27 protein-coding genes and 1 other RNA gene are annotated in these 22,140 nt (G+C 37.7%); 11 read left to right on the top strand and 17 right to left on the bottom strand.

Going from position 1 to position 22,140, the window contains the following annotated elements:
- Positions 1-262 precede the first annotated feature (262 nt).
- The 11 genes from Q7J67_08450 to gmk all read left to right on the top strand — a co-directional run bounded on the left by Q7J67_08450 (position 263) and on the right by gmk (position 11,686).
- A complete protein-coding gene (locus Q7J67_08450) occupies positions 263-1,495 on the top strand; it encodes a hypothetical protein (protein ID MDO9465311.1) in 1,233 nt (410 codons plus the stop codon).
- Between the two features lie 259 nt (positions 1,496-1,754).
- Positions 1,755-2,771, top strand: coding sequence for a GntR family transcriptional regulator (locus Q7J67_08455; protein ID MDO9465312.1), 1,017 nt, complete (start codon positions 1,755-1,757; stop codon positions 2,769-2,771).
- A gap of 29 nt (positions 2,772-2,800) precedes the next feature.
- Entirely contained in the window at positions 2,801-4,639 is a 1,839-nt protein-coding gene (locus Q7J67_08460) for a sialidase family protein (protein ID MDO9465313.1), read from the top strand.
- A 280-nt stretch (positions 4,640-4,919) separates the two neighbouring features.
- The gene (locus Q7J67_08465; GenBank protein ID MDO9465314.1) at positions 4,920-6,026 is read left to right on the top strand and encodes a uroporphyrinogen decarboxylase family protein; all 1,107 of its coding nucleotides are present in this window, start codon (positions 4,920-4,922) and stop codon (positions 6,024-6,026) included.
- Positions 6,027-6,100: 74 nt separating this feature from the next.
- Positions 6,101-7,555 (top strand): trimethylamine methyltransferase family protein, encoded by a 1,455-nt coding sequence (locus tag Q7J67_08470; protein ID MDO9465315.1) that lies wholly within the window; start codon positions 6,101-6,103, stop codon positions 7,553-7,555.
- 9 nt (positions 7,556-7,564) lie between these two features.
- Positions 7,565-8,692, top strand: coding sequence for a uroporphyrinogen decarboxylase family protein (locus Q7J67_08475; protein MDO9465316.1), 1,128 nt, complete (start codon positions 7,565-7,567; stop codon positions 8,690-8,692).
- Positions 8,693-8,775: 83 nt separating this feature from the next.
- Positions 8,776-8,961, top strand: a complete 186-nt coding sequence (locus Q7J67_08480) for a hypothetical protein (GenBank protein MDO9465317.1) — start codon at positions 8,776-8,778, stop codon at positions 8,959-8,961.
- Positions 8,962-8,974: 13 nt separating this feature from the next.
- The gene (locus tag Q7J67_08485; GenBank protein MDO9465318.1) at positions 8,975-9,802 is read left to right on the top strand and encodes an amidohydrolase family protein; all 828 of its coding nucleotides are present in this window, start codon (positions 8,975-8,977) and stop codon (positions 9,800-9,802) included.
- A gap of 14 nt (positions 9,803-9,816) precedes the next feature.
- Entirely contained in the window at positions 9,817-10,071 is a 255-nt protein-coding gene (locus Q7J67_08490) for a hypothetical protein (GenBank protein ID MDO9465319.1), read from the top strand.
- Positions 10,072-10,200: 129 nt separating this feature from the next.
- Positions 10,201-11,094: a YicC/YloC family endoribonuclease gene (locus Q7J67_08495; protein ID MDO9465320.1), complete on the top strand. Its 894-nt coding sequence runs from the start codon at positions 10,201-10,203 to the stop codon at positions 11,092-11,094.
- Positions 11,084-11,686, top strand: coding sequence for a guanylate kinase (gene gmk / locus Q7J67_08500; protein MDO9465321.1), 603 nt, complete (start codon positions 11,084-11,086; stop codon positions 11,684-11,686). Before Q7J67_08495 ends, gmk begins: the two co-directional genes overlap by 11 nt.
- 9 nt (positions 11,687-11,695) lie before the next feature.
- On the opposite strand, the gene rplT is transcribed toward gmk, so the two are convergent.
- From rplT to smpB, 17 genes are all read right to left on the bottom strand, one after another.
- The gene (rplT, locus tag Q7J67_08505) at positions 11,696-12,058 is read right to left on the bottom strand and encodes a 50S ribosomal protein L20 (GenBank protein ID MDO9465322.1); all 363 of its coding nucleotides are present in this window, start codon (positions 12,056-12,058) and stop codon (positions 11,696-11,698) included.
- 1 nt (position 12,059) lies between these two features.
- Positions 12,060-12,254: a 50S ribosomal protein L35 gene (gene rpmI, locus Q7J67_08510; GenBank protein ID MDO9465323.1), complete on the bottom strand. Its 195-nt coding sequence runs from the start codon at positions 12,252-12,254 to the stop codon at positions 12,060-12,062.
- A gap of 16 nt (positions 12,255-12,270) precedes the next feature.
- Entirely contained in the window at positions 12,271-12,750 is a 480-nt protein-coding gene (gene infC, locus Q7J67_08515; GenBank protein ID MDO9465324.1) for a translation initiation factor IF-3, read from the bottom strand.
- 77 nt (positions 12,751-12,827) lie between these two features.
- On the bottom strand, positions 12,828-13,097 hold the full coding sequence (rpsO, locus tag Q7J67_08520; GenBank protein MDO9465325.1) for a 30S ribosomal protein S15: 270 nt from the start codon (positions 13,095-13,097) through the stop codon (positions 12,828-12,830).
- A gap of 84 nt (positions 13,098-13,181) precedes the next feature.
- The gene (locus Q7J67_08525) at positions 13,182-14,117 is read right to left on the bottom strand and encodes a bifunctional riboflavin kinase/FAD synthetase (GenBank protein ID MDO9465326.1); all 936 of its coding nucleotides are present in this window, start codon (positions 14,115-14,117) and stop codon (positions 13,182-13,184) included.
- A complete protein-coding gene (truB, locus tag Q7J67_08530; protein ID MDO9465327.1) occupies positions 14,105-14,773 on the bottom strand; it encodes a tRNA pseudouridine(55) synthase TruB in 669 nt (222 codons plus the stop codon). The genes Q7J67_08525 and truB overlap by 13 nt, the downstream gene beginning before the upstream one ends.
- Entirely contained in the window at positions 14,748-15,296 is a 549-nt protein-coding gene (locus tag Q7J67_08535; GenBank protein MDO9465328.1) for a Fe-S-containing hydro-lyase, read from the bottom strand. The genes truB and Q7J67_08535 overlap by 26 nt, the downstream gene beginning before the upstream one ends.
- Entirely contained in the window at positions 15,293-16,138 is an 846-nt protein-coding gene (locus Q7J67_08540; GenBank protein ID MDO9465329.1) for a fumarate hydratase, read from the bottom strand. The genes Q7J67_08535 and Q7J67_08540 overlap by 4 nt, the downstream gene beginning before the upstream one ends.
- A 15-nt stretch (positions 16,139-16,153) precedes the next feature.
- The gene (queD, locus tag Q7J67_08545; GenBank protein MDO9465330.1) at positions 16,154-16,525 is read right to left on the bottom strand and encodes a 6-carboxytetrahydropterin synthase QueD; all 372 of its coding nucleotides are present in this window, start codon (positions 16,523-16,525) and stop codon (positions 16,154-16,156) included.
- A 1-nt stretch (position 16,526) separates the two neighbouring features.
- Positions 16,527-17,570, bottom strand: coding sequence for an N-acetylmuramoyl-L-alanine amidase (locus Q7J67_08550; GenBank protein MDO9465331.1), 1,044 nt, complete (start codon positions 17,568-17,570; stop codon positions 16,527-16,529).
- 224 nt (positions 17,571-17,794) lie between these two features.
- On the bottom strand, positions 17,795-18,322 hold the full coding sequence (locus tag Q7J67_08555; GenBank protein MDO9465332.1) for a hypothetical protein: 528 nt from the start codon (positions 18,320-18,322) through the stop codon (positions 17,795-17,797).
- Positions 18,312-19,391, bottom strand: a complete 1,080-nt coding sequence (locus tag Q7J67_08560) for a DUF262 domain-containing protein (protein MDO9465333.1) — start codon at positions 19,389-19,391, stop codon at positions 18,312-18,314. The genes Q7J67_08555 and Q7J67_08560 overlap by 11 nt, the downstream gene beginning before the upstream one ends.
- A gap of 41 nt (positions 19,392-19,432) precedes the next feature.
- Complete coding sequence (locus Q7J67_08565; protein ID MDO9465334.1) at positions 19,433-19,735, bottom strand: hypothetical protein; 303 nt, start codon at positions 19,733-19,735, stop codon at positions 19,433-19,435.
- A gap of 13 nt (positions 19,736-19,748) precedes the next feature.
- Positions 19,749-20,273, bottom strand: coding sequence for a hypothetical protein (locus Q7J67_08570; protein ID MDO9465335.1), 525 nt, complete (start codon positions 20,271-20,273; stop codon positions 19,749-19,751).
- Positions 20,274-20,277: 4 nt separating this feature from the next.
- Positions 20,278-21,090 (bottom strand): DNA methyltransferase, encoded by an 813-nt coding sequence (locus Q7J67_08575; protein ID MDO9465336.1) that lies wholly within the window; start codon positions 21,088-21,090, stop codon positions 20,278-20,280.
- 8 nt (positions 21,091-21,098) lie between these two features.
- Positions 21,099-21,456: a transfer-messenger RNA gene (gene ssrA / locus Q7J67_08580) on the bottom strand.
- Between the two features lie 23 nt (positions 21,457-21,479).
- Positions 21,480-21,944 carry an SsrA-binding protein SmpB gene (gene smpB / locus Q7J67_08585; GenBank protein ID MDO9465337.1) on the bottom strand — a complete coding sequence of 155 codons (465 nt, stop codon included), beginning with the start codon at positions 21,942-21,944 and terminating at the stop codon, positions 21,480-21,482.
- Between the last annotated feature and the right edge of the window lie 196 nt (positions 21,945-22,140).

Consider the following 22,140-nt stretch of genomic DNA (forward strand, 5'->3'; position numbering starts at 1 on the left):
CAAGGAGTTATCCACAATATGCACATAATTAACAAAAAGAAAAAGTTTGATCAAAAAGAAAAATTTACTACTACTAATCTTAACAAAATAGGACATTTCTAAATGTTTTAAAAGCGGACATTTCTAAATGTGGTTGACACAATGACTTGACAAACCTAAAGTTTACTGATATATTTCTTTATAGGTAATATTGGTTTTAATAAAAATCGATATTACCTATAGATGATAATACTAAACTATAACGAAAGAGGGAGGGATAGACATGCATCATGTAAACAAAAGATTGCTGAATCACGACATGGTCGCAGAGGGACTGATTCGACTGACGAATTGGTTCGGTTGCCATGAAATCTGGGACTGCTGCATGGCGTTCATCGTTGGCCCCATCTTTGAGGAGTCCTACGCGATCCGATCTGCGCTCATTGCGGAACGCGTGTTGAGCATCGGCCAGGCGCGCAAGGTCGCTCATGCCTTTTGCAAGCGCGCAATGAAGACGCAGGGCGTTGTTGAAGAGAATATGTACTACATGGGCTATGCGAATCAGCGGAATGAGGAAGGTATTCCCGCCTGCTCCTGCGTAGCCGACGCCAGTTCCACCGCCCAGGCTATTGTTGATACGATTCAGGCGCACCCGGAATCGCCCGGGAACGGGGTCTATATTAAAAGTCTCCGTTCTTTTGTTGATTATGTTCTTGACCGGTATACGACAAAGAACGGTGTAATTGGCGTCGGGATTCTTTCGCACAAGATTAATCCTTGGCCTGAATACTGGTGTGCGAATGCGTTGTTTGCGCCCATCCTTATCGGATTCGGCGAAATCACCGGCGAGGGAAAGTATCTTGACGCTGCAGTTGCTCCATTGGAGTATCTTTCCCGCTTCAACTATGCGAATGACAATTCAACGTGGAAAACATCTCCCACTGAGTTAATTGCCTACGCGAGCGAAGGATTGTTGGCCGGATTGCTTTCGGACAAGATGCAAAGCCGGCTCGACCAGCCTCCGAAAGGGCTGACTACAGCTTCACCGGACGGTGCAAAGAAGAAATCAGCGCCGATTGACGCGCCCAATCGAGTAAGAGATACTGCGCACACTGCAATACCGACCGAGAAGCAGCCGCGAACCTTGAGAGCCTTGTTGAAAAGCCGCTGGAACGAGTTTGCCGAATGGCTGTATCAAAACCAGGACGTGAACGGAGTGTGGCAGGACCCGAAGGACTATCGGGCTTACCAACTTGCTCTCTCGTGGACAATACTGAGAGCCAGCAGTGGACTGGGCACAAATCCCCGGCTGGAACGATGCGCGGAACGACAATTGGCGTACCTTCTTACCCAGGAGGCAAAAAGCTTCTTCGGACTGTTCTGCCGGCCGTTTGCCACTGCGAACGCGCACCTCTCGTTTGCCTATGCCGCGGAAATCTGCATGAAGCAGGATTCGGAGCGGTTCGCCAAAGCATTGTCGGAAGCGGAAATGAGAATCGGAGATCATTTATGGTAAGCTTAGTCATTATTGGGTTTTCAGTACTATGCCTTTTATCAGCTATTACGTTTAGTTCTTCAGCCCAAACAGAGGAAGGATTAGTAGGATACTGGAAGTGAAGTTATTGGTTATCGCGATGGCATCGAAAAAAAGAGGTTTGATTGGACTTATGGTATGGGTAAGTGCCGGTCATTCCGTTCGTATTGGTCTATTTTGGGCAGGCTGGTACAAGGGCATATTTGATAGCTAAACTATAAATTATATTGTAAGAGAAGCTATGAAACCAAATTTTATTCCTCTGAAAGAACAGATTTATCTATATCTTAAAAAACAAATTTCTTGTGGTAAATTCATGGATAAATTACCTCCGGAAAGGAAACTTGCCGTAGAGTTAGCTGTGGGTCGTCCGGCGTTGAGAAGCGCGATTCAGACACTCGTAAGAGATGGTTCTTTAATTAGCATTCAAGGAAAAGGGAATATTATAAGGTCCAATTTAGCTTGTCTTTCTTCAGTGGGAATGACTATGCCTACTGAGGGAATGAGGGTTTGGGAGGAGTATATCGATTCCTTATCATCTGGATTGAAAGAGAAAGGATGCTCTTTCCAGACTTATCCCTTTGACTGGAGAGATGCGGCCTCGAGCCTGGAAGCAGCATATAGGTGCCGTTCTGAAAACATTGCTGCCATTTTTCACCTGCCTTCAAAAATATATCCGGATTATAATAAAAAGATAGTAGAAACCAATAAAAAGGAAGGCTTTAAATGTATATATTTCTCCTCTCCTATATCCGGGTTGAATACTATTGATTTTGATATTTCTGCCTGTCTAAGTAAACTTTTTAAAAGATTTCAACACATAGGAATTTCAAGAATTTGTGCTGTAGCTAATGATTTGCCTCATCATCTACCTGAAAAACTTATTAAAAGAGAGGTAAAAGTAACTGCAAAAAAATCGCGAGTTAAGGTTCTTGCTTCCTTTGATATTTTAAGAACAGGTACTAATATAAAATCAGTAGCTTTGAAGTGCAAACAACTCAGCCCGGATATTATTCTTTCCTTCAACCATGAATTCACTCTCTTTGCAGTACAAAATCATCTTAAAGTTACAGGTGATAGCGATATGATTTTTGAGACCCATCCTGCTTATCTCACAGGAATTCCCTATATTAGTTATAACAGGAGCGAGTTAGGGGAAAAAACTATTGGGGAATTGTTTAAAATAATCTCAAATCCAAAAAGAAAGAGTTCTCACTTTTCAGTAGGGTCTTGTGTTAGAACAATTGGAAAAGACTAATTTTGAAAGATAAAAGGAGAAGACAAAACATGATAAAAGAGAAACTTGAAGCTTCCCAAAAACGTAGTGAAGCATGGCGAGTAGAGGTTTTAAATGATGAAACAGCAGGGAAAGGGTTGGTTCCTGCATACAAATGCCTTTTTACGATTAAAAATTACTGGCCATATGGGAATTTTTATCCGCAAGAATGCTGTGAGTTACCAGGAAAACTATTTGTTGCCAGGGCATCAGGTAAAGAAGGCCGTAGAGATGTTTTTCTAACAGCTTGTTTCCCAGATATGGGAAACAAAAATCTATATAACATTAAAGATGGAAATTTGTTTGTAGCATGGCGAGTTCGGAGTCCCGAGGAAAAAGTTGAAGGAGGAAAGTTCTCCTTCGTCCATCCCCACGAGGGTTCCTGGCAGGTCTGGTGTAATATTGATGAAGATGGAGGGGTAATCTGGACTATTCGTATATTGAAGGAAGGAAATTGGCAAAACCACCAACTAAAATCAGGAGTCTTGAAAGAAAAAAAAGAGCCGTCGTTCGATCCACGTGTACAAGTCGATACCAAGATTCTCGAGAATTGGATTGACATCCAACTAATGCTAGAACACCGAAAATTAACTATAAAAATAAACCATAAAACAGAAGCCTGCTTTGAACATGATCCCTATCCAAAAAAATTTTATATACAATTTGGGAGTGTGCAGGAAAATCCAGGAGGAGAAGAAGTAGCATCGGAATACAGATATATATATGTAGATGATGTTCCATATCTTTACAGTCCTGAAGGCGTAGAGGATGGGCCAGAAGATATACGGCAGGAAGACGATGTGTTAAACTATGAGGTGTGTCCCGCAACGCTTCAAAATCCACGTCAAGGAGAAGGGGATTTAATCCAGCTCAAAGATGGCAATTTGTTACTTGTCTGGTCCGACTTTTACATGGGCAGAGCAAGAGACTGGTCACCTGCAAGAGTTAGCGCAAAAATCTCAAAGGATGGGGGAAGAACATGGGGGAAACCATGGGTAGCTGTACACCGAGATGAGAAGGTCCCTCTTCCCACACCCAGCGTAAAACTTATTTATGCCAGAAATGGCGATTTGCTGATGGCATATAACGATAAAATAGGAGACGGGGATACTACTTCTGGTTCGGTTCTGCGACGTTCGAAGGATAATGGAAGGACATGGGAAGAATCTGTTCCAATGACGAAAGAGACTAAAATACTTTTTGGTGCTCAAAATGCACGTTTTCGCATATTGCGTTCGGGTCGAATTATACTCTCTGGCAAGTATAGTGAGAATAAAGTGCGCTGGCCTTGTGCGATTTACTCAGATGATGATGGATTTACCTGGAAAGTAGGTACTCATGTACCTGATCCAGGCTTATCCCCAAGACTTAAGGCCTTACAGAATCTAAATGAACCAAGCATTGCTGAACTTGCAGATGGGCGTTTACTTATGACTATGCGTTCTATAGCAGGAGGACAATTCTTTTCCTACTCAAGTGATGGTGGAGAGTCCTGGACAAAACCGTATTTATCTCCTTTGAAAGGATGCTGTGGACCAGCGCAAATTCGAAGGATACCAGGAACGAAGGACATCCTGGCGGTTTGGAACTATGGTACAGGAGATAGAACGCCTTTGACTTCGGCTATTTCCAGCGATGGCGGGAAAACCTGGAAGCATCTGAAATTAGTCGAGAAGAGCAAGTATTATAGCCATGATTATCCAACGATAACCTTTGTTGATGATAAAGCCTATTTAACGTATTTTATTATTCCTCTTCTCCCATCTCTGGAAAAATTTGAATTAGATGCGAGTACACACGGGTTAAAACTAACGGTATTGCCTATTAGCTGGTTTTATCGCAACCTTTGAGCAAAATGAAGGCGATATTACCCTTGGAGAGGCAAAAAAGAAAGCAGGCAATAAGATCTGTCTTATTGGTAACTTTGATCCTCTTATTCTTCAAGAAGGTAGCCTGGAAGATGCGCGAAAGGAAGCAAAACGTTGTCTTGATGAAGGAATGGAAGGTGGTGGCTATGTTCTGGTGATGAAGTTCCACCTACAGCCAAAATTGATAATCTTAAAGCTATGGTAGAAATCGCTAACAAGTATGGACGTTATTGATGTCCTTTAATAATAGAGAGAATGAGTTATGAGTATTACTAAGCCATTACCTGTAAATATTTATTTTGTCTGGCAGTGGTGGGAAAAGTATTATCAAAGATTCCATGAACGACCTAGTGCTATTAACATGAATTGGTTAGATGAAACATATAAAGGCCGTCAGCGTTTCTTATATGATGAATTCGGCCAATTTGGCATTGGCCAGGAAAACCCTGTTTTAGATGGTAATTTTGTCTCGAAAGTTATGCCATTTCATACAATGATTATAGCGGTTGCGTTGGGAATGAAGGTAGAGCTTCAGAATGTCGGAGGGTATACTTGGAAGAGCATGTCAAAAAAACAATTAAAAAAGCTTAAACCTGTGAACATCGCCGATACAATTGCTGGCGAATTGATTCTAAGACAACGACAGGAGCGAGTGGTCCGTTATGGTGTAGCAACCCAGATGGTAGATTTGGCAAGTGTAAGCAATAACGCTTTTATGCTTCGTGGGCAGGAGTTTTATTCTGACCTTATGATCAATAAGGCTTTTGCTCATCATTATCTTGAGGTGATAACAGAAACTATGTGTATGGCATATAAGTTCATCACAGATATTTTTGGTCCTATAGAAGGGTTTCCGCTAGGCAATTGTAATGTCACTATGATGTCACCAGAGCTTTACATAGAGATGATCCGACCGTATGACATACGGTGCGTTGAATATGCAAGTCAATTAACAAAAAAAGAGCCGTCATGTAATCTCCACCATTGTAATGTTAAGGCAGAACCTTTTGCAGAAGCTTATAGTAGGATTCCAGGATTACACTGTCTCCAAGGTTCCCATCTGTCTGATATTAATAAGATTCAGCAGATGATACCTGGTGTTTCTTTCTCTGCTATGCTCAATCCGCAGGATTTATTGTCTAAACCAACTGGACAGATAGAGACTGAGCTGAATCGTTGTCTTGCAGCAGGGGCAGACGATCTGGCAATATGGGATATCGATCCGAATTATAATCTCAAAAGAATGGGAGATCTGTTATATAGAATTGGAAAAATAGCAGTCAACAATGATCGCAAAGCTGAATTTACTATTATTCCTATTACATGGGAGGAATTAGACTGGGAATTCCCAATATATCGTAAAAGATAAAAAAATCAACGAGGAGAAAAGAATATAAACAAGAGATACAGGGAATCAAATCGAATTTTTGAAAGAGTAGCAAAATGGCATATAATTGGTTTACACAAAATCCATTAAAGGTATTTTCAGACGAATCAGTACAAAAGATTCATACCAGCGTTATATGTTTGCTTGAGAAAGTTGGAGTCTGCATTGATTCCGAAGAAGCGCTGATACTACTTAGGGAATACGGGATCCGCTGTGATTTAAAGAAGATGCGGGCATATCCAGATGAAAAGAGTATCCAACGAGCGCTTAAAACTGTGCAAAAAGGTTATAAATTATATAGTCGAAAATTTAATGAACAACAGATGTTAAATATAGACTTAACTACAACTCATACCATCAGCGGTGGAGCAGCATTAAAACTTTACTCTAGAGGAAAGTATACAGATGCAACCAAAAATGACCTGGTAGACATGATTGTTCTTCATGAAAAACTGGATAATATTAATATGCTGATTAATGTGGTAGAACCAACAGATATGAAGGATGAAAATATTTATCCAAAGATTGCAGCAGAATTATTCTGTTATTCTTCAAAACCATTACTTCTTCAGGTAAGTGGTGGAATAGACCTTAAAAAAATCATTCGCATGGCTTCCTTGCTTGTTGACGGAGAAGATAAATTGAAAAAACGACCAATTTTTATGACAGGCATCAATTCTGAGCCGCCATTAAAGATAACTAAAGAAGGGGCAGAAGTATTAATATGTGCTGCTAAGGCAAGTATTCCTGTCTCATTGGGCGCGTATCTTATGGCAGGCGCTACTGGACCGCTTGACGTGGTTGCGAGCATTATTCAAAGAACAGCGACTGTATTGACCGGGCTTGTATTAACCCAGGCTGCTCAGCCGGGAAGCATCTACGATTTTACCTGCCACAGCGGGTCTTGTGATCTTAAAACAGGGGATGTGATTACTATGTCTCCACAAGTCATGCAGATTGTTGCAGGATCCATTCAGATAGGGAGGTATTACGGCCTGATAACTCATTCTTTGGCAGCTACTGAGGCTAATGCCCCTGATGCTCAGGCTTCAGGAGAACGTTTTTTCTCTCTAATTATATCAGTAATGGCAGGAGCTTCTGTTATTCATCATACAACCTCGTGTATGGCAGGTATGGAACTGGCTGATTTTGCTCAATGTGTCATTGACAATGAGATAGCTGGATATGTTCTTGATTTTGCGAAAGGAATAAGCATGGATACTCTTGATGAGGCAGTTCGGGTTATAAAGGACGTTATAGAAGATCCACAATACTCTGCTCTTTCCTTTCTTGGACATCCACATACAGTAAAGTACTGCCGCAAACAGACCTACAAACCAAAACTCTTTTCTATAGGTATGCTATCCAGATGGATGGCCGGAGAAAGGCAATCTCTCTATGAAAAGGCAGAAAAGAAGGTGGGAAAACTTCTTGCCGAAAGACAGGAATTTATTCCGCAGGATGTTAAACAGAAACTTTTTAAATTGGCGCTGGAAGAATCCAGTCATTGAGGAGCAAAAATGACAGCAAAAGAGCGTATTAAGAAGGCATTTGCAAATAATGGCGAACCAGACCGTGTGCCGGTAGAACCGGGTCTTGATTTTGATACCTTGACTGACCTCTCCGGGCTCGATTACTGGGAATACAAAGAACAGGGTCACAACGAGTTCAGCAGTTTGATATCATGGTGCGACCGATTAGGTTTTGATCTCTACCACTATGCAGCTGAGATTCCCGAACCGAACCCTCCTGAGAATGTTAAAGTGTCTACAAAAAGTTGGGAAGAGAAAGATATTCGCATTGCCGAGACAAGCGTTGTAACTTCTCTTGGACAAATATACGAATGTCGTCGCTATCCCCGGAACAATCCCGAATACTCCAACAAAAAATTTATCAAGAATATACATGCTGATTGGCCTGTTTTTCGTGAGTATTTTGGCACTGGCTGGCGAGTTCATCCTAGATATTTTGAAGAATATGCGAGTGTTGGAGATCGCGGGGTTGTCGGAGCTGTCGTTCACAGTCCAATTGACTGGTGGCAGGAATATCGTAATGGCGGAATTGAACAGGTAATTTATGATTTTTACGATACACCAAGAGAGATGGAAGAAATTATTGAGTATTACCAACACCAGAGCTGCGGATACCTTCAGGAGTTAGCGAAGCTGAATCCTAAGCCTGATTTTGTGATGATTCACGGCTCGAATTGTTCTGCGAGCGTGATATCACCGGATATCTTTAAAAAATACGCGCTTCCATATATTAAGGAAGCTGCAACTCTACTCAAAAATGTCGGGATATTGAGTCTATTCCATGTATGCGGCAAGTCCAGAGAATGGCTTGACCTTGTGGCTGATACCGATTTAAACGTGATCGATGCCCTGGAGGTTCCTCCTGCAGGCAATGTTGATTTAGCAGAGGTAAAAAGACTTTATGGTGGGCGGCTTTGCCTAAAGGGAAATGTTTCGGCAATGATAATGGTCTTTGGCACCAGACAGCAGGTTCGCGATGAGGTCAAGCGATGTATAGATTCCGCCGCCTGTGGAGGAGGCTTTATGCTTGGTGTTGGCGATAGCATTGGACCCAAAGCGAATATCGATAATATTGAGGAAATGGTCAAGACAGCTATTGAATATGGGAAACTCTAAACAAACTCAAAAACAGTTTAGGATAATTGCACTCTATAATATCCATGCGTAAAGCAGAAATTATTATAAAAAAAGGGGAAAAAATGATAAAATTTTCTTTTATGAGTTTTTCATGTCCTGAACTTGATCTGGATGAAATGATGGCAGTTGCAAAAAGGTATGGTTATGACGATTTCCTGAGTGGTGAATGGATTAATTGGGAGCCTTACGAAACACATCTGCCTCGTGAACTATCAACAATGAAACGCTACGAACAGGAAGCTTCATAAGGAGAAAAGTATTATGATAGACATTCATATGCATATTGGAAAATTGTATTTTGATAAACCGCTGGAGCCAGCACAATTATTAGATTTTATGGATAAAAATGGTATTGAGAAGGCGGTGCTTCTACCCATTGAAAATCCGGAAGCCACAGTTTACTATGTAACGACTGAATATGTTCTTGATATTTGCGAGAAATACCCTGATAAATTTATTCCTTTCTGTAATGTAGACCCACGAAGAGTTCAAGTTGACAGAATAATAAAAGAGTATAAAGAAAGAGGCTGCAAAGGATTTGGAGAACTTCTGGCAGGGCTCTATGTGGATGACTTGCGGATGCAGAAGATATATAAGACATGCGGAGAGTTAGGATTACCGATTATTTTTGATCTTTACAGCATAACTTGTCTTGATGATATTGGGCTTCCCAGATATGAGAATATGATAAAAAGGTTCCCTAAAACTATATTTATTGGTCATGGTCCGCATTTCTGGGCGGAGATTTCTTCAGACTTTGACTTGATAAAAATAAGTTATCCAAAGGGAAAAGTAAAAAGTCCTGGAGCAGTTGAAAGAATTCTTTCAAAATATCCCAATGCCTATGCTGATATATCCGCTGGCAGTGGATTTAATGCTTTAACGAGAGACCCTGAATTTGGCTATAGGTTTCTTGAAGAATTTCAGGATAAACTATTTTTTGGGTCGGATATCTGTAATATTAACCAGATCGATAAAGTTAATGAGAACAGTTTTTATTTAAACAATGCTTTAAAAGAAGGGAAAATATCTAAGCTGGCATACAAAAAAATAGCTGAGGGTAATACCAAAAGAATTCTGAAGCTATAAAAAAGAAAAAAAGAATGAGAAATAATACGTCAAAACTGGCTATTAACGGTGGGGAACCTGTGCGAACAAGACCGTTGCCATCTGCTTATTTAGGAACACAAGTCATGGGCAAAGAAGAACTTAAACTGCTAACCGAAGTTATTGAAACACGGCTGCCTTTTCGCGATTATGGGGATGGCACACCACACATGGTAAATGATTTTGAGAGACTTGCTCGTGAGTATTTCGACGTGCCTTATGCAGGAGAAAAGAAATTTGAATTGCCATAATTTTCTTGATGATAAAATAAAAACAAAAAAACCTTGCTTTTGCGAAAGAATTTACTAGAATTTTCAGTATATTAGATATTTTGATATACTTAGTGATATGTTAAAGTAGAATTTTACTGAGGTAATGAAATGCTACATAGCATGACAGGATTTGGAAGCGCAGAAGTGTGTTCTAAGTTTGGATACTTTTTAGTAGAGATTCAGAGTCTAAATTCCAGGTTTTGTGATATTGTTGTAAAACTTCCCAGCGAGCTCTCAATGTTTGAGATAAGACTAAGGAAACTAATTGAAAAAAAACTTGCTCGCGGAAGGATTAGTTTTTTTCTCAAATGGACTAAATCTGATGACTTCCAACTTCCTCACATTAATAAGACACTGGCGACAATCTACTCTGATAGGCTAAAGCTACTGAAAAAAGAACTTAAATTAACAGGGGAGATAGACATTCAAACACTGGTGCGCTTTGACGGTGTTATATATACTGAAGACGCAAAAATACAAGGAGAAAAGGTATGGGCTGATTTAGAAAAGGACATTAATAAGGCTCTGAATAGCGTTAATCTGATGCGTATGAAAGAAGGCACACTACTTCAGAAAAACATAATAAAATATGTAAATAGCATAAAAATAAGCATGAAAAAAATAGAAAACAGACAGCCAATTGTACTTAAAAAATCCAGAGAAAAACTAATCAAAAGCATGAAAGAAACATTGAAGAAGTTAAATATAGGTGACTCAGGAACAATAGACAAAGAGAAGTTTCTGCATGGACTACCAATATACACTAATTGTACGGACATTTCCGAAGAGATTACAAGAATAAGAAGCCACATACACCAGTTTTTAAGTTTGGTTAATTCGTCTAAAATAACTGGAAGGAATCTTGATTTTATAGTTCAGGAACTCAACAGAGAAATAAATACACTAGGCTCAAAAGCGAATGACGTAATTATTGCTAGAGAGGCCATAACAGTAAAAAACAAACTGGAAAAAATAAAGGAGCAGATACAAAATGTCCTCTAAAAAGGGTCTATTAATCGTTATATCCGGCCCTTCTGGAGTAGGGAAAACCACTTTAAGGCAAAAGTTATTAACCCAATATCCTGAAATAAAATATTCAGTATCTGTTACAACAAGAAGACCACGAAAATCGGAACTCAATGGACATGATTATGTGTTTGTGTCTATGAAAAAGTTTAAGAAGGATATTGAAAAAGGGTGCTTTGCAGAATGGGCTGAAGTAGGAGGCAACCTTTACGGTACTTCAAAGAACTTTATAGAAAATACTATTAATTCTGGATATGACGTTCTTTTGGATATAGATGTTCAAGGTGCATCTCAACTTAGAAAATTGTATTATGAAAATGGTGTTTTCATCTTCATAAGTCCACCTTCTATTGATACATTGAGAAACAGATTGAACTTGAGAAAAACTGATTCTGAGCAAGAAATAGATGCAAGAATTATGCTTGCAAAAAAGGAAATTAAAGAGCGCAATAATTATAATTATGTACTAGTAAATAAAGATCTAAACAAAACACTAGAAGATCTATCTCGCATAATCAGCTCTGAAAAGCACAACAAGATGAATAGAAAAAATGAAAATAGAAAATAGAATAAAGTGTTATTTTTTTGCCAAATGCTTTTTTGAAACTTCTACCAGGCGCTCAAATGCTATAGGATTTGTTATCGCTAAATCAGCAAGAATCTTCCTATTCAATTCTACTTTTGCTTTTGTAAGACCATTTATGAAAGCACTGTAGGACAATTTATACGGCCTCACTGCTGCGTTTATTCGCACAATCCATAAGCTTCTAAAATCTCTTTTCTTTACTTTGCGATCCCTGTACGAATAAACAAGCCCTCTTTCTACAGTTTCTCTCGCAGTCCTGTAATTCTTGCCGCGTCTTCCCCAGTAGCCCTTTGCCATTTTAAGAAATTTTTTGTGTCTTCTTTTGGAAGCAACAGCCCCCTTTACTCTACTCATACTATACTCCTAAAAGCTTCCTTATTCTTTTGTGATCCCCTTTAACTAGAATGGCAGGACTTCGTAAATGCCTCTTTCTTTTTGTGGTTTTCTTGGTCAAGATATGACTGGTATATGCTTTTCTTCGTTTTATTTTCCCTTTTCCAGTCAGCTTAAATCTCTTAGCTGCTCCACGATGTGTCTTTAACTTTGGCATATAATCCTCATCACACCTACTGCTTTTTTTCTGTACTCCCTTTTGGGCTTAATACCATAACCATAATTCTCTTACCAAGCGAAGAAATAGGCTGATCTATCTCTCCTTGCTCAGACACATCCCCGGTAAGCCTTTCGAGTATCCGTCTGCCGATCTCTTTATGAGACATTTCTCTGCCGCGGAACATAAGTGTTATTTTAACCTTGTTCCTGTCTGCAAGGAATTCCTTAACATGTCTTAACTTTACCTGATAATCGTTTTCTTCTATATTCGGTTTAAATTTAATTTCTTTTAATTCTACGGTCTTCTGTTTTTTGCGGGCTTCCTTTCCCCGTTTTATTTGCTCATACCTATACTTATCATAATCCATTACCCGGCAAACCGGGGGAGAAGACTCCGAGGAAACCTGAACCAGGTCAAGACCTTTTTCTTCTGCAATTCTTAAGGCATCTTCAATAGCCAAAATTCCGAGCTGTTCCTTATCCAACCCAACCAATCTTACTTGTTTTGCCCGTATCCCCCGATTTACTTCAGCAAACTTCTTTATTTACTAACTCCTTTTTCTCTGTTATATTATTTACGAAGCTTCAATTTATCAATAACTGTTAAGTATCTTTTGGCATCTTTCTTTTTAAGATAATCCAGCAAGCGTCTCCTGTTTCCTACAAGTTTCAACAACCCACGCCTTGAATTATGGTCTTTTTTAAAACTCGAAAAATGCCTTGTTAAATTATTAATTCTCCCTGTTATCAAAGCAATCTGAACCTCTGGAGATCCGGTATCGCCTTCATGTGCCATAAACTTTACTATGACTTCTTTTTTCTCATCCGTGGATATTGCCACTTTCAATCCTTTCTATAGACTTGCATTCATTCGCTAGATTGTACCATAGCAGTGTTCGTATGTAAAGCTCAAAAAACCAAAAGCTTAACCCTGAAAATCATATTTTTCTAAAATCTTCCTTGCTTGAGCCGCATCACAAATTATCTGCTTTTTTGCATACTCCCTGCACTGAAATTTGAATCTATCCCGCAATTTTTTAATAAAAAAAACCTCTATAGTTTTTCCGTAAAGGTCTGCTTTAAGACCGAATATATATACTTCTAGAAAAAATTTGCTATTATGTTTTCTTGCATCTAGTACAGCTTTATAGACTGAACGTTTATTATTTATGTGTATTATGGCATATGCTGCATACACTCCTTCCGGCGGCGTTACTTCATTATCACAATATATATTAGCAGTAGGGAAATCTATATCCCTGGAAATTCCACAGCCTCTGGAGACGTTTCCCATTACCGAATATCTGCGCCCAAGCAATCTAGATGCCTTGTCTAAATTTCCTTCCCTGATACATTCCCGAACTTTGGTACTGCTAACAATTTCACCTGAAATTTTCACAGGCTTTATAATGCCAACACTAAAGTTATTTTTCTCACCCATTTGCTTTAGTAACTTCACATTTCCCTGTTGACCAACACCGAATCTATAGTTGAATCCTACATATATTTTCTGAACATGGAGATAATTACATAGAACTTCTAATACAAACTCCCGAGCTCCCATACCTGCAATTGAGGTAAAATCTATAGATACACAAACGTCTATCCCTGTTTTTTCAATAAGTTTTATCTTATGTTCTTCAGACGTAAGCAGTAAATCCATTACTCCTGGCTTTAGTACTTTAATAGGATGCGGTGTAAATGTCAGAATAATACTTGTCCCATTAATTTTTTTAGCTTCCTCTATTACTCTGTCAATAATCCTCTTATGACCAACATGCATACCATCAAAATTACCCATTGCCAGCACTGCACGTGGATATCTATCTTTTAAGGGAACAAGTTTCTTTATAATATCCATACATCTTTCAGATCTTTAGTATCCAGTACGTTATTCAGCGTCAGAGAATCCCTAACATGAAAACTCCCAATCTGAATTCTTCTCAGATCCTTAAGACACGCTCCATAGCCAAGCTTTTCTCCAATTGTATTAGCAAGAGTGCGGATATATGTTCCCTTAGAACATGCAACACGAATGGAAATTTCAGGGATATTGATACTTAACAATTCTATGCTATAAATATGTACCTTGCGTGGTTCAGGATTTACTTTTATCCCCTTTCTGGCCAGTTTATACAATCTCTCTCCTTTGTAATGAACAGCTGAATACATAGGCGGTATCTGAGAGATATCTCCGGTTAAGTCTTCTAAAATACTGGATAATAATTCAGTATCAACCTTCTCTACCTTAATTCTTCTTATTATTTCCCCTTTAATGTCCTGAGTATCGGTTGTAGTTCCCAGTAAAAGCGTTCCTTCATATGTTTTTTTTTGTTCTGTCAGAAAACTTGCTTTTTTAGTAGCTCTTCCGAGACAAATCAGTAAAACTCCTGTTGCGTTAGGATCCAGAGTTCCAGCGTGGCCGACCTTCTTTATTTTGAAGTGGCCTCTTATCTTAGCTACAACATCGTGCGATGTCCAGTCTTTTGGTTTATCTATATTTAAAATTCCGTCCATAAATACTCCTGCCATAGGCATCAACTGCCACAACAACTGGAAACTCTTTCAGTTCCAGCTTATAAATCGCCTCACATCCTAGATCTTTATAAGCTACAAATTTCTTGCTTTTTACCTTTTGAGACAAAAGCGCTCCTGCACCACCTATTGCAGCAAAGTATACGGACTTATACTTGCGAAGCGCACTTATAACGTCTGCTGATCTCTGACCTTTACCAATTACTCCTCCAAGCCCAGCGCCAAGTAACATTGGAGTATATTTATCCATTCTGAGACTCGTAGTTGGCCCGCATGAGCCTATGATTTTCCCTTTTTTGGCAGGCGTAGGCCCTGTGTAGTAGATTATCTGATTATGCAGATCAAAGGGTAATTTCCTCTCTTTCTTGATTGCCTCTACTAACCTTTTGTGAGCCATGTCCCTCGCTGTATAGATAGCACCACTTATAAGAACTCTATCGCCTGCTCGCAGACCACACCTGAGCTCTTTCGTTAAAGGGACATTCACTATTTGTGTTTTTTTCATAGCATCACACTTGCATGTCTTGACACATAACAGCCAATATTCACTGCAACAGGCAATCCTGCAATATGAGTAGGATATGTCTTTATATTTACACTTAAAGCAGTTATGCTGCCTCCAAAGCCTTGAGGCCCAATACCAAGCTTATTTATTTCTATAAGTATTTGTCTCTCTAATCTGGCTATTTTTGCATCCGGATTATGTACGTTGAGAGGCCTTATTAAAGCCTCTTTAGCAAGCATTGCTGCTTTTTCAATTGTTCCCCCGATACCAACACCCACTATGCTTGGTGGGCACGGGTTAGCGCCTGCCTGTTTTACTGTATCTACAACAAATTTCTTCACTCCTTCCGCCCCTTCCGTCGGTTTAAGCACAGTCAGTTTGCTCATATTCTCACTTCCAAATCCCTTGGGAACAACAGTAATCCTGATTTTGCTTCCAGAGGTGATGCTTGTATGTATAACAGCAGGCGTATTATCTCCTGTATTCTTGCGGACAAATATTGGATCATCTACAATAGAACTACGCAGATATCCTCTTTTATACCCAACTCTTACCCCTTTATTTATTGCATCAGTAAGCCTGCCTCCTGTTATATGAACATCCTGCCCTATTTCCACAAAAACAACTACCATGCCTGTATCCTGACAAATAGGAACCTTCTTCATTTTAGCTATACGCAGGTTACGCATTATCTGGAGAAAACAATACTTGCCAAGCTCAGACTTCTCTCTGATCTTTGCCTTTTTTATTTTATCCGTAACATCTTTGGGGAGTTCATAATTGGACTTAACACAAAGCTCAGCCACTGCGTCTGTTATTGTTTTTATTTTAACAATTCTCATAATCATAAATCCTTACTACTTATCGCTGGTATAACTTGCACAGCTATCTGTGCTTTCCCATACCCTTACCTCTTTTACTAAAAGCTTCTCAGGAATATTGGGAATCAGTTCTGAAAAAATATGCTCTGCAATTACTTCTGAGGAGGGGCTACGCCCCCTTAAAAACTGCAAGTCATCAAGGTTTTTATGATCCAGTCTACTTATAATTTCTCTTAATATCGCTTTTAGCTCGTCAAAATCCATCAACATGCCGCTTTTATCAAGACCTTTTCCACATACAAATACCTCAACTTTCCAGTTATGTCCATGAAGATTCTCGCATTTGCTTTGCGCAAACTTAAGGCTATGCGCCGCGGCAAAAGAATCAGTTACTCTCACTGTATACATTTCACTCTCCCTTCTGTTTTTCAACCTCATTCTTGTATTCCAGAATACCCTGTGCAATCACCTGTGCCACTTTTTTCCTATATGAAGATTTTTTTAGTAATTTAGCTTCATAATAATTGGAAATAAACCCTACTTCAACAAGAACAGCCGGCATGTATGCTTTTCTAAGCACATAGAACATTGTATCTTTCACGCCCCTGTCCTTGGAACGCATGTGTCTGATAAGGCTCTCATGAATACTCCCTGCAAGCTTCATGCTCTCTTTTCTAAGAGAACCACTCTTATTTCGCGCTTTGTCGGGATAATATGTTTCTATTCCCATCATTTTTTTGTCCCATGCTGCGTTTGCATGAATACTCACAAAAATATCGGCTTTGTACTTTTTGGCAAGTTCTACTCTATGCTTTAAAGAGATGAACTTGTCTCTTTCTCTGGTTAAAATTACCCTTGTATCAGTGCCCCTGAGATATTTTTTTACCTGTTTTGCGATATCCAGATTAATATCTTTTTCCTTGATCTTATATGCAAATATTAACCCTCTTCTATGTTTTCTAACCGCCCCCGAGTCATGTCCTCCGTGACCCGGGTCTATAACAATTATCTTAATTTTTTGCTTATCGCTTACTTTTATGAAGTCAAGAACAAGGCGGTCAGGATTCTTAAGATAGAATATATTATATGAAGCATTTCTGGCATTAAGCTTGAAAACAGCGTCTATGGAATGATAAGCAGGCTTTAATTTTACTTTCTTAACAATGCGGTCATTAATCGTAACATGCGGATATATAGGGAAAAACAGGAAATGTCTTATTTGGCTGAACTTGTTTACAGGGGTTATATTATGAAGTCTGATATGAATTTCCCCTGAACCTGTTTTTTCAATTGTATATGTTATTGCCTTTTTTGAGTCAAGAACGATTCGCGTCTTGTTAGGATAAGAATGATACCTCGCATTCTTGAGTATGTTAGGCGCGCAATAGGCGCTATAACTTGCGCTCAGTATTAATGCACTGGACACAAAAATCCGAAACATTGCTTTGATCATTTGTCCATTATATATAAAAAAAGCACCCCATACAACTTTAGTATGATGCGCTCTTTATGGGTGGGTTTAGAATTGACTTGGTTTTCTCATTATAAACAGATACTTGAATCCTCTCAAATAGAAATTGAATTGCCTTGCTCTGTTGTGCCAAACTCCTGTGTTTGATGTTTGATTGTGTCTTGTCAAACAAACAATGTCCATTGGTTCAAAATATTTTAACACATTTATATTTTCTTCGTTTTTTTAAGTTGCTTTTCAAATTCTTTCAATCCATCATAAATTTCATAGAAATAACGTTTGCTTTCTGATGGTATATGTATACGAGCAGTCGTGCCATTAATATAAGTATGTGCATGATTATGTCTCATTGGTTTTAAATTACCCAAAGAACCCTCGAAAATTTCTCTTTTACGATAATTAACTTTTTTTTCTATTTTTTCCACTCCAACAATCCCATCTACTTTTATAAGCATCTCTCTAAAATGCTTATGATATTCAAAACCATGATTTTGTTTAATTATTCTTTTGTTTAGATATTCAATATTTTTTTCTTCTTTTAATTTTATTTTAAAACTTATTAAGATATCATCCATGCTTTGTTCAATCCAGCCACACAATTCCATTAAAGCCAATTTAGAATAGAATTTTTCCAAATCACTGTTTCCTTCTTTTATTGCCTTACAATAAAGTTTATCTAGTTTTTTAAGCTCTTTTAAAATATAGGTTTTTTTCACCATATTTTTATTTTTCACCAGAAAATTTTTTTTGTGCTGTATTTAATCGTTCAATTACTTTTACTTTACTTGAGATGCCTTCACGAATATTTTCTTCTAAAAATGGGGTGCTTTGTCTTAATTTATTATAATATCCTTTAACAGTCTTTTTGTTCTGCTCTTTTAAAATTTTAATATTTTTAGCAACACCAAACATTAATGCTTCCATAACTACATTACTAATCTTTGGGAAAGATTCTTTGTTAGAAATTTTATAATAAATTAATTCTATAGTAGCGTCAAAAATTTCTTTCTTTTTTTCTATTTCTTGTTTTGCTAAATACCTATTTTCAAACATATAGTCATTCAAAAAAGAAGCTAGTCTTCCTTTATAATTATTGTGATTATCTATAAATGAAAAGAATCTTAATATTAATTCCACTTTTTTAAAACGATCTCTTTTATTATTTTTTGCACCAAAAAGTTCTTTCCATTTTTGGTTTTTATCACATTCTTTCAAAAAGTCATTAAGCGAACCACTATATATTGCATTTCTTATTTCTTGGTTACTAAGCTTAAGTCCTCCTGCATTCAACCGATGGAAAATCATGAATATATATTCCTCATGATCTTTTTTAGTATAATCACATCTCAAGATAGTTATTGGAAGAGTAAAATTTTCTACAAGACTATATAATTCAGGGTACTTCGTTTTAATTTCAGAAGCTTTTTTCCCGGCAATATTTTGATTTATATCCGATATTTTAGATAATATCCATTCATCTTCACTAAGAAAACGAATAATAGTATACATGCGCTGAAGCCCATCAATGATTTTCCATTTTTGGATTTTGTTGTCTAAACTAAAACACATACTCGGTATTGGTAATTGTTTCATAAGAGAATCAATAAAACGAGTTTGATCTGATTCTGTCCAAACTATATTCCTTTGATAATCTGGTTGGATCTCTAATCTTCCGCTCTTATGCATTCTATATAAATCTGCACATGAACGAAGTTCATTAAAGGCAAAAATATCTTCCGGAGGTATTTTTTCAGAATCAACTTGATATAACAAATCATCTTCTATTTTTTCTAATTTTTCCAATTGTTTACCCCCCATATAATTTTATTTAATACTAAATTTAATTAACAAAAATCAATCGCGTCTTCTTCCTCGTCAGTTAATCCGCATTTTTTAAGAGCATCTGTATAACATAAAAGCGCGCTTCTTTCTGGATGATAATCTTCTGGATGATAATTGACAATGCTCTCGCCCAAAGAATCAACTAATCTCTCTAAATCTTTTTTAGGCATTTTTTCAATTTTTACGCTGGGACAATATTCTTCAATCGCTTCCATAATACTGCATAACGCTTCTTCTCTATCAAGCTGCAAAACCAACTTATTAGGATCAATTCCTTTTCGTTTCAATAATTCTTTAGCATTCATATTTTGATGCCTTTTATTCAGGGACAGCTAGCCCTATTTTTTGCAACGGCAAATAGTTGAAATAATAGGAACAGCCGTTTATTGAAATAATATAATCCAGAACATCTTTATATTCAGTCTTTTTAAACCAATCATTTAAAATATAGATATACTGCACCTCAACATTTAATTGCGATAAAAGTTTTCTGTATTGTTTGATTTTAAAATCACATGTCTGCAATTTCTCATCCGTAGAACCAGCGATTTCTTGAAACTTTATCTCAAGAATAAAGAAAGTATTGTTGATTATAACAAATATTGCATCATCTGGTAAAAGTTTTCTAGAGATAAATTTTCTGTAATCTATCTTATTTTCTTTTAAATAGTTATATAATCCATGCTTTTTAAAAGCCAAAGCTACCTCTTCTCCGTTATAAAAAATTCTATTTTCTTTAACGCTATAATTCTGTTGAGTTTTTATAAAAGTTAGAAAATCAACTTTACCCTCAAAGTAAAGTCCTGTTTTTGTATTGGCTCCGCCTATTCCGCCTTTTTTCATAAAATTATTTTCCCCTAAGTTTATTTTTTAAATTTTTATCTAATTCTTCAAATCTTTTAATTGATAAATCAAGATAGCTCTTTTCTGTATCAATACCAATAAAATTTCTTCCATAAAGATAAGCGGCCAATCCTGTTGTTGAGCTTCCTGTAAAAGGATCGAGAATTGTATCGCCTTTATTCGTGCTTGCTAAGACGATTCTTTTAAGTAAGTCGAAAGATTTCTGCGTTGGATGCTTGCCGAATTTTTTTTCAATAGATTTGGGCGTGTTGATTGACCAAACTGATCTCATTTGCAATCCTGGCTTTTTTAGCTGATCTTCAGGCCAATCTCCGTCTTTCATCAACTTATAATTAAAAGTGTGTTTTGCTTTTTTGTCTTTTCTTGCCCAAATTAGAGTTTCGTGACTGGCAGTAAAAAAGCGGCAGCTTAAATTAGGGGAAGCGTTCGGCTTAAACCATGCAACATCATTCAAAATATGGTAACCGGCCATTTGTAAAGCGAAACCGCATTGATAGATTGAGTGATAGGTTCCACTAATCCAAATTGTTCCGTTTGGTCTTAAAATTTTTTGACATGCTTTTATCCATTCAACATGAAAATCAAAGTTCTTTTTCAAGCCATTGCTTAAATCCCAATCACCCTTTTTAACACTAACCATTTTGCCATTCTGGCAAGTAAAAGTACCGCTGGAGAGAAAATAGGGAGGATCGGCGAAAATCATATCAACTGGATTTTCCGGAACTTCTTTTAAAAATTTCAGAGAATCAGCTTGATAAAGCTTAAATCTTGGTTTTTCGTAGTATGGTTTAATCATTATTTTCCTGGTGGAGGTGGCGGGAGTCGAACCCGCATCCAAAAGTACAGTTACAGCAGCATCTACATGTTTATTCCGCTATTTAGCTCTCGTCTCTTATAACCTCCAGCGAACAGGATGTTACAGAAACTAGTTTGATAAAATCTCAACAGACCGCCTCAAACAAAACAATCTGTCCAGCCTGTTAATCGGCGCCTATTCTCACTCTACAGGCAAGAACAAGATAGACGTAACTGCTATTTAAGCAGCTAAAGCCAACTGTTCGTCGGCAATTAAGTTGTATTGCCAGGTTTTTTTCGAGGCCACCCAGCACCCTCGACATGCAACTTCCGCACCTTCTACTCCTGTCGAAGCCGTATCACCCCCTACTTTTCAATGATCTATTGTTATTATATTCTTTTTTGATGCTGTTTTAAAGCCTTTTCTGTTTCCCTGCTTATAACTTTCTTCTTTATCGCATCGCGTTTATCATACAGTTTCTTGCCTTTTGCAAGAGCAATTTCTATCTTTGCCCTGCCTCCTTTAAAATAAATCTGCAGAGGCACTAATGTAAGTCCCTTCTGGGAAGTCTGTCCAATAAGGCGTTTTATCTCCTGCTTATGAAGCAAAAGCTTGCGAATTCTAAGAGGATCGTGATTAAGGTTGCTTGCCTGCTCATAGGGATTTATATGCATGCTGTGTATGAAAACCTCTGCATTTTCAATCTTTGCAAACGCCTCCTTTATATTTACGCCTCCTGTACGCATTGATTTTACTTCGCTGCCATTAAGAGCAATCCCTGCCTCAAAAGTTTCCAATACATGATACTCGTGCCTTGCGCGCTTATTAACTGCTACAACTTTTATCTCTGTCATAAGAGAAATTGTATCATTTTGACTGAGAAAATTCTATATGCTATATTAAATATCAAAGAGTTCTGCAAAATGGAGAATTAAAGGAAAAAGAAAAAGAGATAGAGAATAAAAAAAGGCAGAAACATACATCAAAGGTAGAAAAAAGAATGTTAAAGAGATTTTCAGAAGGAATTAGACGATTTAAGACATAGTTTAC

The sequence above is a fragment of the bacterium genome, assembly GCA_030652805.1.
GTDB lineage: Bacteria > JAHJDO01 > JAHJDO01 > JAHJDO01 > JAHJDO01 > JAHJDO01.